Origin of the sequence: Halorubrum sp., assembly GCF_046498025.1 — an archaeon.
Classification (GTDB): domain Archaea; phylum Halobacteriota; class Halobacteria; order Halobacteriales; family Haloferacaceae; genus Halorubrum.
The window spans coordinates 39113-53469 of record NZ_JAWOBM010000080.1 but is presented as its reverse complement, the minus strand read 5'-3'; the positions used below and the strand labels follow the sequence as shown (position 1 = coordinate 53469).

The 14357-nt window shown below is 70.4% G+C and carries 20 protein-coding genes and 2 tRNA genes; 9 read left to right on the top strand and 13 right to left on the bottom strand.

All coding sequences use genetic code 11. The features are described from left to right. Positions 1–73: 73 nt before the first annotated feature. Positions 74–2317 carry a hypothetical protein gene (locus R6U01_RS14950; protein WP_410287241.1) on the bottom strand — a complete coding sequence of 748 codons (2244 nt, stop codon included), beginning with the start codon at positions 2315–2317 and terminating at the stop codon, positions 74–76. 172 nt (positions 2318–2489) lie between these two features. Between R6U01_RS14950 and R6U01_RS14945 the strand changes: the two genes are divergently transcribed. Further along, entirely contained in the window at positions 2490–2894 is a 405-nt protein-coding gene (locus tag R6U01_RS14945; protein ID WP_410287240.1) for a hypothetical protein, read from the top strand. 4 nt (positions 2895–2898) lie between these two features. On the opposite strand, the gene hisE is transcribed toward R6U01_RS14945, so the two are convergent. The 3 genes from hisE to R6U01_RS14930 form a co-directional block, all read right to left on the bottom strand. Continuing rightward, complete coding sequence (gene hisE, locus R6U01_RS14940) at positions 2899–3210, bottom strand: phosphoribosyl-ATP diphosphatase (protein ID WP_410287239.1); 312 nt, start codon at positions 3208–3210, stop codon at positions 2899–2901. Then, positions 3207–3800 carry a pyridoxal 5'-phosphate synthase glutaminase subunit PdxT gene (gene pdxT / locus R6U01_RS14935; RefSeq protein WP_410287238.1) on the bottom strand — a complete coding sequence of 198 codons (594 nt, stop codon included), beginning with the start codon at positions 3798–3800 and terminating at the stop codon, positions 3207–3209. Before pdxT ends, hisE begins: the two co-directional genes overlap by 4 nt. A 116-nt stretch (positions 3801–3916) precedes the next feature. After that, positions 3917–4081: a preprotein translocase subunit Sec61beta gene (locus R6U01_RS14930; protein WP_410287237.1), complete on the bottom strand. Its 165-nt coding sequence runs from the start codon at positions 4079–4081 to the stop codon at positions 3917–3919. 168 nt (positions 4082–4249) lie between these two features. Between R6U01_RS14930 and R6U01_RS14925 the strand changes: the two genes are divergently transcribed. The 5 genes from R6U01_RS14925 to R6U01_RS14905 all read left to right on the top strand — a co-directional run bounded on the left by R6U01_RS14925 (position 4250) and on the right by R6U01_RS14905 (position 6952). Beyond that, positions 4250–4519 carry a thioredoxin family protein gene (locus R6U01_RS14925; RefSeq protein ID WP_410287236.1) on the top strand — a complete coding sequence of 90 codons (270 nt, stop codon included), beginning with the start codon at positions 4250–4252 and terminating at the stop codon, positions 4517–4519. A gap of 100 nt (positions 4520–4619) precedes the next feature. Continuing rightward, positions 4620–4769, top strand: a complete 150-nt coding sequence (locus R6U01_RS14920) for a 50S ribosomal protein L40e (protein ID WP_410287235.1) — start codon at positions 4620–4622, stop codon at positions 4767–4769. A 61-nt stretch (positions 4770–4830) separates the two neighbouring features. Further along, positions 4831–5376: a metallophosphoesterase gene (locus R6U01_RS14915; protein WP_410287234.1), complete on the top strand. Its 546-nt coding sequence runs from the start codon at positions 4831–4833 to the stop codon at positions 5374–5376. Positions 5377–5645: 269 nt separating this feature from the next. After that, positions 5646–5774, top strand: coding sequence for a hypothetical protein (locus R6U01_RS14910; RefSeq protein WP_410287233.1), 129 nt, complete (start codon positions 5646–5648; stop codon positions 5772–5774). After that, on the top strand, positions 5774–6952 hold the full coding sequence (locus R6U01_RS14905) for an inorganic phosphate transporter (RefSeq protein WP_410287232.1): 1179 nt from the start codon (positions 5774–5776) through the stop codon (positions 6950–6952). Before R6U01_RS14910 ends, R6U01_RS14905 begins: the two co-directional genes overlap by 1 nt. A 240-nt stretch (positions 6953–7192) precedes the next feature. Here the strand turns inward: R6U01_RS14905 and R6U01_RS14900 are convergent, their stop codons facing one another. From R6U01_RS14900 to R6U01_RS14890, 3 genes are all read right to left on the bottom strand, one after another. Then, positions 7193–8347 carry an aminomethyltransferase family protein gene (locus tag R6U01_RS14900; protein WP_410287231.1) on the bottom strand — a complete coding sequence of 385 codons (1155 nt, stop codon included), beginning with the start codon at positions 8345–8347 and terminating at the stop codon, positions 7193–7195. Positions 8348–8456: 109 nt separating this feature from the next. Next, positions 8457–8756: a DUF6432 family protein gene (locus R6U01_RS14895; RefSeq protein WP_410287230.1), complete on the bottom strand. Its 300-nt coding sequence runs from the start codon at positions 8754–8756 to the stop codon at positions 8457–8459. 46 nt (positions 8757–8802) lie between these two features. Further along, positions 8803–9324: an archaemetzincin family Zn-dependent metalloprotease gene (locus R6U01_RS14890; protein WP_410287229.1), complete on the bottom strand. Its 522-nt coding sequence runs from the start codon at positions 9322–9324 to the stop codon at positions 8803–8805. Positions 9325–9363: 39 nt separating this feature from the next. Between R6U01_RS14890 and R6U01_RS14885 the strand changes: the two genes are divergently transcribed. Continuing rightward, the gene (locus tag R6U01_RS14885) at positions 9364–9867 is read left to right on the top strand and encodes a UPF0146 family protein (protein WP_410287228.1); all 504 of its coding nucleotides are present in this window, start codon (positions 9364–9366) and stop codon (positions 9865–9867) included. A gap of 64 nt (positions 9868–9931) precedes the next feature. Next, the gene (locus R6U01_RS14880; RefSeq protein ID WP_410287227.1) at positions 9932–10795 is read left to right on the top strand and encodes a TIGR01548 family HAD-type hydrolase; all 864 of its coding nucleotides are present in this window, start codon (positions 9932–9934) and stop codon (positions 10793–10795) included. A gap of 52 nt (positions 10796–10847) precedes the next feature. Here the strand turns inward: R6U01_RS14880 and R6U01_RS14875 are convergent. The 3 genes from R6U01_RS14875 to R6U01_RS14865 form a co-directional block, all read right to left on the bottom strand. Beyond that, positions 10848–10922, bottom strand: a tRNA-Ile gene (locus tag R6U01_RS14875). Positions 10923–10954: 32 nt separating this feature from the next. After that, on the bottom strand, positions 10955–11431 hold the full coding sequence (locus R6U01_RS14870; protein ID WP_410287226.1) for a group I intron-associated PD-(D/E)XK endonuclease: 477 nt from the start codon (positions 11429–11431) through the stop codon (positions 10955–10957). 73 nt (positions 11432–11504) lie between these two features. Beyond that, positions 11505–11577: transfer RNA gene (locus R6U01_RS14865), tRNA-Asn, on the bottom strand. A 172-nt stretch (positions 11578–11749) separates the two neighbouring features. Between R6U01_RS14865 and cca the strand changes: the two genes are divergently transcribed. After that, on the top strand, positions 11750–13168 hold the full coding sequence (cca, locus tag R6U01_RS14860; protein ID WP_410287225.1) for a CCA tRNA nucleotidyltransferase: 1419 nt from the start codon (positions 11750–11752) through the stop codon (positions 13166–13168). A 46-nt stretch (positions 13169–13214) separates the two neighbouring features. On the opposite strand, the gene R6U01_RS14855 is transcribed toward cca, so the two are convergent. The 3 genes from R6U01_RS14855 to R6U01_RS14845 all read right to left on the bottom strand — a co-directional run bounded on the left by R6U01_RS14855 (position 13215) and on the right by R6U01_RS14845 (position 14344). Continuing rightward, entirely contained in the window at positions 13215–13574 is a 360-nt protein-coding gene (locus R6U01_RS14855; RefSeq protein ID WP_410287224.1) for a hypothetical protein, read from the bottom strand. Positions 13575–13643: 69 nt separating this feature from the next. Continuing rightward, positions 13644–14000, bottom strand: coding sequence for a fluoride efflux transporter FluC (locus R6U01_RS14850; RefSeq protein ID WP_410287223.1), 357 nt, complete (start codon positions 13998–14000; stop codon positions 13644–13646). Continuing rightward, positions 13997–14344 (bottom strand): fluoride efflux transporter FluC, encoded by a 348-nt coding sequence (locus R6U01_RS14845; protein WP_410287222.1) that lies wholly within the window; start codon positions 14342–14344, stop codon positions 13997–13999. Before R6U01_RS14845 ends, R6U01_RS14850 begins: the two co-directional genes overlap by 4 nt. Positions 14345–14357 lie beyond the last annotated feature (13 nt).

The window sequence follows — 14357 nt, the reverse complement described above, 5'->3', positions numbered from 1 at the left end:
CCTCTGGTGCGGCCTAGCACGCGGGCTCGTGGGCCGGGTCGCGCCGGTGACGGGAACGGAACGGACCGCCCGGCTACAGCTTCCCGGCGTTTTGCGCCTGCTCGACGCGCCGCGTCGCCTGCTCGACCCGCTTTCCGGTGGCGTTCGCGAGCCCGGACGGGAGGTCCTCGCGCGCCGCCGCGAGCCGCTCTTCGATCCGCGCGATCCGGTCGGCGACGTTCTCGAGCTGGCGCTCGGTCCCCTCGCCGTCGCCCTCGCGGGCGCGCTCCTCGGCCCGCTCCGCGGCCTCGACCGCGGCGGCGAGGGCGCGTTCGAGCCCGTTCACCGCGTTCTCGGCTCCGTCGTCTGAGCCGTCGCCGTCGCTCCCGTCGTCGTCATCGTCGTCGTCGTCGTCGTCGTCATCTCCCGCCGCCGCGGCCGCGACCGCGGCCCGCGTTTCCTCGGCGACGTCGGCGACGTAGCCGGCGAGCGGGGCCGCCCCGGTCTCCGGACGCTCGATCCGGATCGGATCGGGCTCCTCTCCGCCCTCCGCGTCGTCGTCATCGTCGTCGTCGCCACTGTCACCGTCTCCCGCCCCCGGGGGCTCCGGGTTGACCCGGTACGCGCCGACCTCGTCGTCGGCGTCGCGGACCTCGGTCGTGTACGCGCCGCCGGCGTGGACGTACACCGCGTCGCTCCCGTCGATCGCGGAGTCGTAGATCCGACCGGCGAAGTCGTCCTCGATCGCCGTGCGGGTCAGGTCGACGTCGCTGTCCGCGTCCGAGAGCTCCACCTTCCGCGCGTTCTCCCTGGCGACCAGCGGGATCTCGCCGTCGACGCCCGCGGCGGTCACCGGCTCGTCGGCCGAGACGGTCAGCTCCTCGCTGTGCGGGGCCTGCCCGGCGCCGTTGACCGTCAGGCGGTGGTCGCCCTCGGGGACGCCGTTCGCGACCGCGACCCCGCCGGCGAACGTCGGGACCGCCTCGGGGTCGCTCTCGATGAGGACGAACGACTCGACGCTCGCGTCGGTCGTCGTCAGCCCCTCGCCGTCGGGGGCGTCGTCGCTCTCGGTCGCCTGCGTGACGCGGGCGACGACGGCGTCGAGCGCGCCGGCGGCCCCGGCGCCGAACGACTCGTCGGCGGCGATCGCCTCGTACCGCTCGGCGAGCTCCGCGCGGTGGTTCCCGGCGGTGACGTCGAGCGCGGGGTTCTCGTAGCGCGGCTGCTCCCACGGCACGCCCGTGGTCGTGATGTGGCTCGCGACGGCGTCCTCGACCGTCTCCGGGACGGCGAACTCGAAGCTGAGCTGCGGTCCGGTGAACGCGGCGATGTCCTCCAACTCGGCGCTCTCGACGAGGTCGTAGCCGACGACCTCGTCGACGGCCTCGTCGGCGAGCGCGTCCTCCCGGTCGGCGTGTCGGAAGGCGATCCCCGTCTCCCGGAGCGGGAGGTCGGTCGGCGGCGACCGCAGCGCGTCGAGCGACCGGATCGTCAGCGCGCCGTCGACCAGCGACTCCTCCGTGACCGACGGGAGGTCGGGGTGCTCGTAGATCGGTGCGCCCTCGTACTCGGGGACGACGAAGGGAAGCCGGGCTCCCTCGTCGCGGGGGAGCCCGTACGCGATCGGGATCCCGAGCAGGTCCTCGACGGTGTCGATCGTCGTGTTCGTGATGTCCGCGAGCAGGTCGTCCTCGCCGACGCGCCGGAAGCGGTCGGGGACCTCGTTGACCGAGAGCGTGCTGGAGTGCGAGCCGAGCTCGGGGAGGATCCGCGGGACCACGTCGGGGTCCGGGTCGAGGAACTCGTTGTTCGGGACGCTCCGGGAGTGCGAGCTGGCGACGTACAGCTGGGGGTCTCCGGTGTCGAGGTCGACGAAGACGTGAAGCACCTCCCAGTCGTGCCAGTGGAAGTTCGCGGTGAACTGATCGAACGCGGAGTACAGCCAGAACTGGACGACCGCGAGCGGCGAGTCCTCGTACCGGACCCCGTTGTAGAACACGGTGGGGTTCGGCGGCTCGCCCGCCTCGTCGTACCGGGCGTGGTAGCCGTCGAACGCCGCGAAGCCGTCGACGACCGTCTCGCCGTCCTCCTCGGCCGCGTACGGTCGCGGGTCGGTCGGGAACCACGGCTCGGCGGAATCGAAGTACAGCGTCGGCGCGAACCGGGTCGCGAGCTCGTCGAGACGGTCCGGGTCCAGGCCGGTCGTCGGGGCGTCGTCCGGTCCCGAGCCGGAACAGCCGGCGAGCGCGGCCCCCCCGACGCCCGCGAGCGCGCCGAGCACGGTTCGCCGGTCGACGGTTCGGCGGTCGACGGTTCGGCGGTCGGATCCCTCGATCACGCTCGCCCTCCGTCGGGCCGCACGGGGACGCGGCTCGCTCGCGGTCGCGATTCCGGAGTCATTTCATAGTGAACAATCACACCGGAGAATAAGTCTTCTGACGGAGAAGGAAGGCGTTGCCGACCGAAACCGGGGGCGAAGATATTTGCGCCCGGACCCGCGACTCTCGGGTATGGACGGCACGAAAGCCCTCTACTACGGCGCGATCGCGGTGGCGATCCTCGTCGGCGTCAGCGTCCTCGTCTCCGTCGTCTCGGCGGTCCTGAGTCTCGCGTGGGCGGTGGTCTCCGGAGTCGTCACGCTCGCGGTTCTCGCCGGGATCGTCTACGTCGCGTACCGGGCCGGATCGTGGCTGCTCGGGAGCGACGACGCGACGTCGAACCCGGACTCCTTCGACGAGTCGTGGTCGACCTCGTCGACGTCGTCCGGCGACGCCTCGGAGAGCAGGCGGGACCGGCTCCGCCGGCAGTACGTCGAGGGGCAGATCGGCGAGGAGGAGTTCGAGCGCCGGATCGCCAGCGAGCTGGAGACGGAGGCGCTCGATGACATCGACCGCGAGCTAGAACGCGACCGGTGAGCCGTCAGAACCGCTCGCGGAGCTCGTCGCGGAGGTCGTCGAGGTCGAGGTCCTTCATCGCGAGCAGCACCAGCAGGTGGTAGACGAGGTCGGCGCTCTCGGCGGTGAGCCCGTCGAGGTCGTCGTCCTTCGCCGCGAGGATGGTCTCCGTGGACTCCTCGCCGATCTTCTCTAAGACGGCGTTCTCGCCCTTCTCGTGGGTAAACAGCGACGCGGTGTACGACCCCTCGGGGAGCTCCGCCTTGCGCGACTCGATGGTGGCGAACAGCTCGTCGAGGACGGCCTCCTCGCGTGCCTCCGCCTCCGAGTCGCTCACGCGACCACCTCTCGCTCGGGGAAGAAGGCGAGGTCGTGGATCCGCGGGTCGTCGGTCAGCTCCGGGTGGAACGCGGTGGCGACGACCGGGCCGTCGCGCACCGCGACCGCCCGGCCGTCGACGGTCGCGAGCACGTCGACGTCCGCGCCGACCTCGTCGATGAGCGGCGCGCGGATGAACACGGCGTGGAACGGGTCGTCGAGCCCGGTCACCGGGACCTTCGCCTCGAAGGAGTCCTTCTGCCGGCCGAACGCATTGCGGTCGACGGAGACGTCGACGAGCCCGAGCGCGTCCACGCGGTCGTCCTTCGCGTCCCGCGAGCAGACGATGAGCCCGGCGCAGGTGGCGAGCACGGGCTTGCCGCTCGCGACGTGGTCGCGGATCTCCGCGGCTATCCCCTCCCGGTGGATCAGCCGCGAGATGGTCGTCGACTCCCCGCCCGGCATGAGGAGGACGTCGCACTCGGGAACGATCCCGGCGTCGCGGACCTCGACGACCGCCGCGGGCTCGTCGTGGGCGGCCGCGGCGTTCCGGACGGCGGCGGCGTGTTCGGCCACGTCGCCCTGCACGGCGATGACGCCTGCTTTCATGTCACGTGTTCGGTGGGGGACGGGCAAAAAGGGCGCGCTACGGGGCGGTCATTAGGAAGCACTCGAACGGCCGAACCGCGCCGTGGGAATCCTCGCGCTTCAGCGCGGGGAGGATGTCACGCGACGGTCAACGAGAGGATCTGCACGAAGACGCCGAAGAGGATGCAGAACGCGAGGACGGTCTTGGGGTTTATCGCGATCGCGTCCCGGTCTTGGGTGTCGAAGTAGCGGACCAGTCCCGCACTGGACATCAGCCCGCCGGAGTTGGAGCCACTGCTCATACACGTGAGTGGCCCGCGCGGCGTTCTAAACGTTTCGCTCGCGGCCGGCGATCCCCGTTCTCGGCCCGTGATCCTCGCCCGTGGCCGGTGGACGGGGAACTCGACGGCCCCGTTCGTCGCCGCGTGGGAAACCCTTATGCGCGGTCCGACGGTAGACCCCGCCGGATAATGACTGTTCGACTGCTGGATTTTCACGCTGACTGGTGCGGCCCGTGTAAGACGCAGGACCCCATCCTGGAGGAGCTCCAAGAGGACCTCGGCGACGCCTTCGAGCTGCAGAAGGTGAACGTCGACGAGGAGCAGGACATCGCCAACCAGTATCAGGTCCGATCGCTGCCGACGCTCGTCGTCGAGAACGACGACGGCATCGTGGACCGGTTCGTCGGCGTCACCCAGCGCGAGGACATCGAGGCCGCGCTCTCCGAGGCCGGCGCCTGACGCGCGACGACCGCCGCCGCGTCCGACATCGGCCGCCTGCGAGGGCCGCTCCGCCGACACGTCTCGCAACCTTTTACAGCGTCGCCGCGACAGTAGCCGTATGGCCAGTTTCGACGCCGCCGAACGCCGCAACCTCGACCGGCAGATCTGCATGCGCTGTAACGCCCGTAACTCTCCCGACGCGAAGCGCTGCCGCAAGTGCGGCTACAAGAACCTCCGCCCGAAGGCGAAGGAACGCCGCGCGACGTAAGCGGTCGGCCGGCGCTCGCCGCGGGACGCGCTTTTAAATCGAACGCGCACCGACGGCGAGTATGCTCGTCGTCGTCTCCGACACCCACGCACGCGAGGAGTCGAAGCTACAGGGACGGACCGCGGAGGCGGTCCGCGCGGCCGACCTCGTCGTTCACGCCGGTGACTTCTACCGCGAGCCGGTGCTCGACGCCTTCGAGTCCGCCGCCCGACGTCTCCGCGCCGTGTACGGAAACAACGACGACGCCGCGATCCGCGACCGGCTGCCGGAGGTCCGCACGGTCGAGTACGAGGACGTCCGGTTCGCGGTGACCCACCGCCACCGCAGCGGGGACACGGGGCTGCTGATGCTGGGTCGCGGTCGCGACGCCGACGCCGTGATCTGCGGCCACAGCCACCGCCCGCGCTTCGACGACGCGGGCGGACTGCCGATCCTGAACCCGGGGAGCCACGCGCAGCCGCGAGGGAACCGACCGGCGCACGCCGAACTGGAACCGGCGTCTGCGGGCGACGACCCCGAGAGCGACCCGAGCGCGGCGACGGCGCTCGACGGACGACTCGTCACGCCGGCCGGGGAGGTCTTCGAGCGCTTTCGCATCGCGCCGTGAACGCCGCCCGCGAAGGGGGAGCGCGAGCGGGGGGCGACGCCCCGCAGGCCGGACCGCGTCGATCGGGGAGGGAGGGGAGGAGAGCAGTCGCGGAGGAACCGCCCCGCTCGACGCGGGACGATCGCGGGAGAGAGGGCCGAAGCGGGGGTCGCGTCTCCACGTTACGCCGGTGGTAGCTTATAGCTCGCTTAAGCACAAACGAGCGCTTTAGTCACGGGGTCGGACGCGGCTGCCGAAACGCCTAACACCGTTCCGACGGATTCGAGTGTATGCTCTCGGTGGAACCGCTGTTCGTCATCATTCTCGTCAGCCTGCTCGGCCTCTTCTTCTTCGGGTTTCTTCTCGTTCGTCGCACCTTAGCCGGGCTCCGCGAAGGCTACGAGGACGGCCAGCGGTAATGGTCGTCGTTACCGTTCTCACGCTCGGGGTCGCCGGCGCGGCGAGCCTCTTTATGGCGTGGTCGATCGGCGCCGGCTCGTCGGGGTCGACCCCGTTCGCGCCGGCAGTCGGCGCCAACGCGATCTCCGTGATGCGAGCCGGGCTGGTCGTGGGCGTGTTCGGACTCCTCGGCGCGGTGTTGCAGGGCGCGAACGTGACCGAGGCGGTCGGCACCGAACTGATCGGCGGCGTCACGCTCACCGCGGGCGCGGCCATCGTCGCGCTGGTCACCGCCGCCGGGCTCGTCGCGATCGGCGTGTTCGCGGGGTATCCGATCGCGACCGCGTTCACGGTCACCGGCGCGGTGGTCGGCGTCGGCCTCGCGATGGGGGGCGACCCCGCGTGGCCGAAGTACATCGAGATCCTCACGCTGTGGGTGCTCACCCCGTTCGTCGGCGGCGGGATCGCCTACGTCGTGGCGCGCTCGCTGATCGGCGACCGCCTCCCCGAACGAGCGCTCACCGCCGGGCTCGCGGGGCTCGTCGGCGCGATCGTCGCGAACGTCGGCTTCGCGCTGTTGGGGCCGCCGGGCGAGCAGGCGTCGCTCGCGGAGGCGGTCGGAGCGGGGCTCGGGATCGGATCGATCGGGACGCTCCTCGCGATGATCGCGATGGCCGCGGTCGTCGCCGCGGCGGTATACGTCGACCTCGGCCGCGACCGTGTGGGGGCCCAGCGACGATTCCTGCTGGCGATGGGCGGACTCGTCGCGTTCTCCGCCGGCGGGTCGCAGGTCGGACTGGCGATCGGGCCGCTCGTGCCCCTGTTCGTCGGCGACGCCGGTATCCCCCTGTGGACGCTGCTCGTCGGGGGCGGCGTCGGCCTGCTCGCCGGCTCCTGGACCGGAGCGCCGCGGATGATCAAGGCGATCGCGCAGGACTACGCCTCGATGGGCCCGCGGCGGTCGATCGCGGCGCTCATCCCCTCGTTCGCGATCGCACAGACCGCGGTCGCGTTCGGAATCCCGGTCTCGTTCAACGAGATCATCGTCTCCGCGATCGTCGGCGCGGGCTACGCCGCCGGCGACGCGGGAGTGAGTCGGGCGAAGATGAGCTACACGGTGTTCGCGTGGATCGGGTCGCTCGTCGGCTCGCTGGGGCTGGGGTTCGGGGTCTACACCGCCGTGCAGTTCGTTCTCTGAGCGAGGTGACGGGATCGTCACGGTTGGAAACGTTCATTTATACGTGGTTGCTGCTGGCGGGGCGCCGCCAACGTCTCAGCCGCTCACTCATCGACGGTCGATAGCGGATCAACAGCAAACACCTCCAAAGCCCAGTCGCCGGCGCTGTGTTCCGGCTGCCAGAGGCGCTTCGCGCCTCGCTTCCGCGACGGCGCTTATAATCGCCCTCGCGCGTGCCGCCGACAGCGAGCGCGGCGGCAGCTACTCGTCGCTCGGGTACGCCGGGACCCGCCCGGAGCGCGCGCTCCCGTCGACGAACGGGAGGGCGGCGCGGGTCGCCGCGACCTCCTCGCCGTCGACGCGCACGGCGGCCGCGCCGAGGTCGGCGTCGTACCGGACCAGCGCCAGCGCGATCGGGTCACCCGAGGCCGGGCCGACCGCCGCGCGGGTCACTTCCCCGATCGCTTCGTCGCCGGCGAAGACGGCCGCGCCGGGGGTCGGCAGGACCTCGTCGTACCCCTCCGGGTCCGCGTCGCCGTCGATCGCGGCGGTCGCGTCGACGAGCCCGTCGAGCGAGAGCCCGACGAGCCGGCGGCTCGGGCGCCCCTGGTTCTCGACGCGGGAAACGACCTCCTGGCCGACGTAACACCCCTTCTCGAAGTCGAGGGCGTTGCGGAGGCCGAGGACGTTCGGCACCGTTCCTTCCAGCTCGTACTCGAAGAGCGGCGTGCCGGCCTCGGCGGAGAGCGCGTCCCACGTCCGGTAGCCGAACGGGGCCGCGTTGAGCCCGCGGTTGATCAGCGTGTCGAACACGTCCTCGGCGTCGTCGGCCGCGCAGACGACCTCGTACCCCTCCTCGCCGAGGGGCGCGTCGGTGGCGATCACGGTGACGCCGGCGTCGACCATCGACCCGCGGACGAACGAGAGGGGCTTCTCGGGGGCGCCCGGTCCGCCGAGCACCGACGCGATCTTCTCGGTCGACTTCGGACCGTGGACGCCGAACACGCCGAACTCGTCGGAGGCGTCCGCGACCGCCACGTCCTGGATGAACACCTTGCTCGACCAGTCCTCGGCGACGGCCTCGGCGCGCTCGGGCGGCAGGAAGACGAGCAGTCGCTCGTCGGCGTTGTACACGTACATGTCCGTCTCGATGCCGCCCTGCGGGTCCAGCAGGAGCGCGTACACCCCCTGACCGTCCTCGGCCGGGACGCGGTTGGAGACGGCGTTGTCGACGAATTCGACGCGGTCGTCGCCCGTGACCGCGAGCACGCCGTACCCCATCTCGATCGTGCCGACGACGTTGCGGACCGCCTTGCCGACGCGCTCTGGCTTTCCGTAGTGGTCGACCACCCGACGACCGCCGCGGTCGCGGTACGTCGCGCCGTGGGCGCCGTGGGTACCGGAGACGAGACTCATACCCGAACGGAGGCCGGGGAGCGTCAAAAGGTCGCTGGCTTCAGGCGGCGTCGCGGGGAGCGGAGCCGCGGGGGGCGGAGCCGCGGCGGGCGAGGTCCCGAACGGCTGTTCACAGTCCGAGTCGGTCGCGGATCGTGTCGACGATGCCTCCCGGCGGGTCGTCGTCCGGCGCGTCGGGGTCGGGGATCACGCGGTCGTGCGCGTAGACGCGGACACGCTCGTCGCTCTCGACGGTGATGAGCGAGTCCGCCTTCAGCGACGAGAGCGCCTCCTCGACGGCGTCGATGTCGGCGTCCACGGCCGCGCGAAGCTCCAACACGGTCATTCCTTCGTCGCCGCGGTCGACGAGCGCGTCCAGCAGCGCGACCTCGACGTCCGGCCGGTCGCGGTATTCCGGCTTTGCGGCCATGGGACGTAGTTAGACAGGATGCGGTTTACGTCTACCGGCGGTCGGGCTACCGGACGAACCGGGAGCAGGTGCCACAGAGGTTCTCCTCTTTCACGTCGACCTCGCGGACGGTCGGCGAGAAGGACATGACGCACTTGCTGTTGTCGCAGTGTTCCAGCCCGAGCGTGTGACCGATCTCGTGGACCACCTCCTTGCGGACGCGGTCGGAGAACACGTCGATCGCGGGCTTCGAAGAGACGCCGCCGTCGGAGGAGGTGCGGAGCCGGTGGGTGGAGATCACGGAGCCGTTGCCGTTGAGGTACGCCAGCCCGAACACGTAGTTCCGGCGGCGATAATAGAGGTCCTGCGGGGTGATGCCGATGTTCTTCTCGCCGCCGCCGACCCGACTGACGGTCTCGATCAGGTCCTCGGCGCGGTACTGGTCGCGCCCCTCGTCGTAGGCGGTTTCGGGGACCGGCTGATCGTCGTGGACCGTGACGTCACAGTCGTATACCGATCGGAGCGCGCCGGAGGCCTCCCGTTTCACGCGGGGGGTGACCTCCCCGACGGGAACGATGTCCACGAGCATGGAACGGCTTTTGACCGCCGCAGTCATAAAGCCCGCGCCGTGGTTTCACGCTCCCGTCAGGCGCTCGTTGACGCGCTCGCCCGCCACGACCGACTGCTCGAGGTCGGCGTCGGGGATCGGCCCGAAGTCGCGCGATCGCTCGCCGAACGCGGCCGCGACGTCGTCGCGGTCGACGTCGCCGTCGGCGAGCGCACCCGCGCGGCCGTCAGGGAGACCGACGGGGCGACGGTCGCCGGCTCGCTGCGCGTCATCGAGGGCGACGTGCTGGATCTGGCGGAGCCGGCGGAAGCGGCGGTCGAGTCCGGACCTGCCGGAGCGACGGGCGAGTTCGACGCGGTGTACGCCTGTAACCTCCCGGCGGAGCTCCAGCGGCCGACGGTCGCGCTCGCCGACCGGCTCGAGGCCGCCTGCCTGTTCACGACGCTCGGCTTCGAGGAGCCGACGATCCCGGTCCGTCGCCGATCGCTGCCGGAGACGACCGTGTACGTCGCCCGGGGCGATCCGCCCGGAGGCGACGCCTCGGGCCCCGACCGCAGACGCTGACGCTGTTCCGGCCGAATCGGCCGCGAACCCGAACGTTCTTTCCCTCACCTGCCGGCGTACGGGTATGCAGATAGACGCAGTCGTTCTCGACATCGACGGCGTCCTGGTCGACGTGGGCGACTCCTACCGGCGGGCGATCATCGAGTCCGTCGACAGGGTGTGCGACAAGACGATCGACCGCGACGCGGTCCAGCTGTTCAAAGACGCCGGGGGGTTCAACAACGACTGGGAGCTGACGGACGCGGCCGCGCTGTACGTGCTGGCCCGCCGCGAGGGACTCGGCATGGACGTCGAGACGTTCACCGACAGGGTCGCCGAGGCCGGCGGCGGGCTCGCGGCGGCGAAGGCGGTCGTCGGCGACCTCCCGCGGGTGGCGCAGGCGCGGGTCCGCGACCAGTGGGACACCGAGCGCCTCCGCGAGACGTTCCAGGCGCTGTACCTCGGCGAGGAGCTGTACCGCGAGCTCGAGGGGGGAGCGCCGCCGCTGTCGGCGCCGGGGTACATCCACGACGAGCCGACGCTCGTCGACCCCGAAACGATCGCCGACCTGACCGAGCGGTTCGACGTGGGCGTGTTGACGGGGCGGCCCGCGGCCGAGGCGGAGATCGCCTTGGAGCGCGTCGGCCTCGACGTGCCCGAGGACCACCGGTTCACGATGGACGACTGGGAGGAGGGGAAGCCGCACCCGCGCGCGCTCGTCGCGCTCGCGGAGCGGTTCGACGCCGAGCGCGTCGCCTTCGCCGGCGACACCCTCGACGACGTCCGGACCGCGCGCAACGCCGACGACGCGGACCCGAGCCGCGTCTACTACGGGATCGGCGTGCTGACGGGCGGTCTGACCGGCGAGGCGGGGCGTCGGAAGTACGCCGAGAACGGGGCCGACGCGGTCGTCGACGACGTGAACGAGCTGGTCGGGCTGTTGGAGTAGGCGGCGAACCGGCCTGCACCGGCGGCTCGATGGATCGCTCACCGCGGAAGAATGGGCCTTGCCGGATTCGAACCGGCGATCAACTCGTTATGAGCGAGTCGCTTTAACCGGACTAAGCTAAAGGCCCGCTTACACGCTGTCTTCTCTCTCGATTCCTCTTTATGTTGTCGGGTTAGAGCCGAGCGAGGCCAGTACCTCATCGAAAAGATACTCTTCGTGCCAATTAATATCCTTGACATTGTTGTTCTTCGACCGTTCGTATCGAATCGTCATCTGCGTTTTGCCAGCGTCTTCGATGGGTACCAGATAGGTCTCGTCACACACTGGAGCATAAACCGCAAAAAGATCGACAGATCCTTCGTATCCTTCTCGCTCGTATCTCGAACTTTTCGTCCGGGTGCTGCGCGTCCGGAACCGTACCGCTCCGTTGGTCGTCGCCTCAAATGCCGTTTTTATTTGGATCCGATAAAAATCATCGTCGATGTCAGCTACGATATCATACGGTTCGTTATCGTAGGCGGGGACCAAGACGGGTATTCCGCAACTCACAAACTCCGATTTCACGATCGCTTCTGCCGCTTGGCCGCGCTTCTGTGGCTCTTCGAGTGAAGCAAATCGCCCGCTCCGCTCCGACATAGCTGATAGATTGGTCGGTACAGTAGAAAATATTTCACCCGTCGAGTGGAAGTGTATTCAGAAAATCGAGGGACGCCGAAGCCAGGACTCGAACCTGGGACCGCCTCGTTAACAGCGAGGCGCTCTACCAACTGAGCTACTTCGGCTCAACTCGGCATACTCGACTGGTTTTGATAGGGCTTTCGTTTCCGCCCGACTCGGATGCGATCGGTTGGCGTGCCGCAGTAGCTTTCGGCCGCAATCGTCCGATCACGTCGCGGACCGACCCGCTTCCCCGGCGACCGACACGTTTTCGGCCGGACCGCGAGAGATCCGGGTATGGACGATCTCGAGTCGGACGGTCCCGCGTCCGACGAACTCGAGGCGGTGCTCGATCGCGTCCGCGACCGGGCTATCCCGGAACCCGCGGAGCGCGACCGCCTCCGGGCGGTCGCCGACGAGCTCGTCGAGCGCGCCCGCGACGCGATCGCCGACCTCCCCGTGGACGCCGACGTGGTGCAGGTGGGGTCGACGGCCCGCGGAACGTGGGTTTCCGGCGACCGCGACATCGACCTGTTCGTCCGGTTCGCCGCCGACCTCGAGCGCGAGCAGCTGGAGGAGTACGGGCTCGCCGTCGGCCACGCCGTCCTCCCCGACGGCCACGAGGAGTACGCCGAGCACCCCTACGTGAAGGGGACCTACGATGGGTTCGACGTCGACCTCGTCCCCTGCCACGACGTGGAGTCGGCGGACGCGCTCGTCTCCGCGGTCGACCGGACGCCGTTTCACGACGCGTACCTCTCCGCCCGACTCGACGACGACCTCGCCGCCGACGTCGTGCTCGCGAAGGCGTTCCTGAAGGGGATCGGCGCGTACGGCAGCGACCTCCGAACCGAGGGGTTTTCGGGGTACCTGACGGAGTTGCTCGTGTTGGAGCTCGGCGGGTTCGTCCCGCTCGTCGAGTCCGCTCGGAGCTGGCACCCGCCGGTGGAGTTCGACCCGGAGGGCCACGCCACGGAGACGTTCGACGACCCGCTCGTCGTCGTCGACCCGACGGACCCGACTCGGAACGTCGCGGCGGTCCTCTCGGCCGCGAACGCCGCGCGCTTCCAGCACTACGCCCGCGAGCTGCTCGCGGCGCCGCGCGAGTCGCTGTTCGACCCGGACGACCCCGAGCCGCTCGACATCGCGGACGTTCGCGACCACCTCGATCGGCGGGGAACGACTCCCGTCGCCGTCGTCTTCGACGCTCCCGACCTCGTCGACGACCAGCTGTGGCCCCAGCTCCGACGCTCGCTCGACGGGATCGTCCGCGGACTGAACGCGCACGGGTTCGACGTGTTGCGCGCGCAGGCGATGGTCGGCGACGACCGTGACGACGCCGGGTCGGCGGGGGCCGTCCGGGCCGCGCTGTACGCCGAGCTGGAGGTCGCGGAGCGGCCGGCGGTCGAGCGCCACGAGGGGCCGCCGGTCGCGGTGCGGAAACACGCCGCGAGCTTCTACGAGTCGTACGCCGACGACGTCGAGCCGGAGACGTACGGCCCGTTCATCGACGGAGAGCGGTACGTCGTCGAGCGGGAGCGGGAGTTCACGACGGTGCGGGCGTACCTCGGGAGCGACGCCGCGGGCGACGTCGCGCTCGGGGCGCAGGTGGAGCGGGCGTTCGCCGAGCGCGACGTGCTGGTCGGCGACGCCGTCGCGACGCTGGCGCCGACGTTCGGGACGACGCTGCGCGAGTTCTACGAGCCGCACCCGTGAGCCCCCTTCGAGGCCGTCGGTGAGGGCGACGTCGCCGTCCGCGACCTCACCCCGAGAGGCGGTCCGAGATCAGGTAGACGAGGGCGACGATCGCGACCAGCACCGCCCCGATCGCGGACATGAACGCCGCGATGCGGGGAAAGACGAGCCAGAAGGCGACGTAAAACGAGAAGCCGAACGCGAGGAGCCCGACGATCACGACGCCGCGAGTCGGGTTCTGCACGGCGGCGACGAACACCCGTTGCGGGAGCGAGAGGTCGCCGAACGACGGCGCGTCGTCGCCGAACCCTCCGTCGCCGGCGTCCGGCCGCCCGGCGCCCGCGTCGGGATCGGCGGGCTCCGGATCGCCGGCTCTGCGCTCGGTGTCGGCGCCTCCGTCCACCCGGCTCTCGGCCTCGTCTGTCACGCGAGGTGATACGTCCCGCAGGCGCCTGTACCTGTCGCTCTCGGGCGTCGCGTCACGGGGGTCGCCGAGTCACACGATCGCGCCGACGAGCGTAGAGCCGGCGAGGAACGCGGCCAGCGCGGCCACCAGGTTCGCGGCGGCGAACCCGACCGCGACATCCCCTTCTCCGCCCGTCGCGGTGGCCACCGTCTCGACGGCGAACGACGAGAACGTCGTGAACGCGCCGCAGAACCCCACCGCGACGAGCAGGGTCGCCGCGGAACCGATCGGCGCGGCGAGGGCGGCACCGAGCGCGAGGCTGCCGAGCGCGTTGACGGCGACGACGGAGTGACGACCGGCGATCCGGAGGCCGACCGCGTGTCTGGCGATCGCACCGAAGGCCCCGCCGACGCCCACGAGCGCGGCCGCGAGGAGCGGGTCGGTCACGACCGCCCTCCGACCCGGATCCCCGCGATCGCGGCGGCGAACCCGATCATGTAGCTCGCGGCGACGTACGCGGTCCCGGAGAACCCTCCGAGCGCGACCGCGTCGCCGACGAAGGTGCTGTAGGTGGTGAACGACGAGAGCGCCCCGGTGCCGACGAACAGCTGCGTTCGGGTCGTCGTCGCGCGGGAGACCAACAGGCCGAGCGCGAACGACCCGACGGCGTTGACGACGAGGGTCCCGACGCCGGTCGAGTCGCCGACGGCGACGTCGACGCCGTACCTGGCGACGGCGCCGAGGAACCCGCCGGCGGCGACCAACAGAAAGCCGAGCGGCGTCCGTTCCATGCGGACGCGTCGC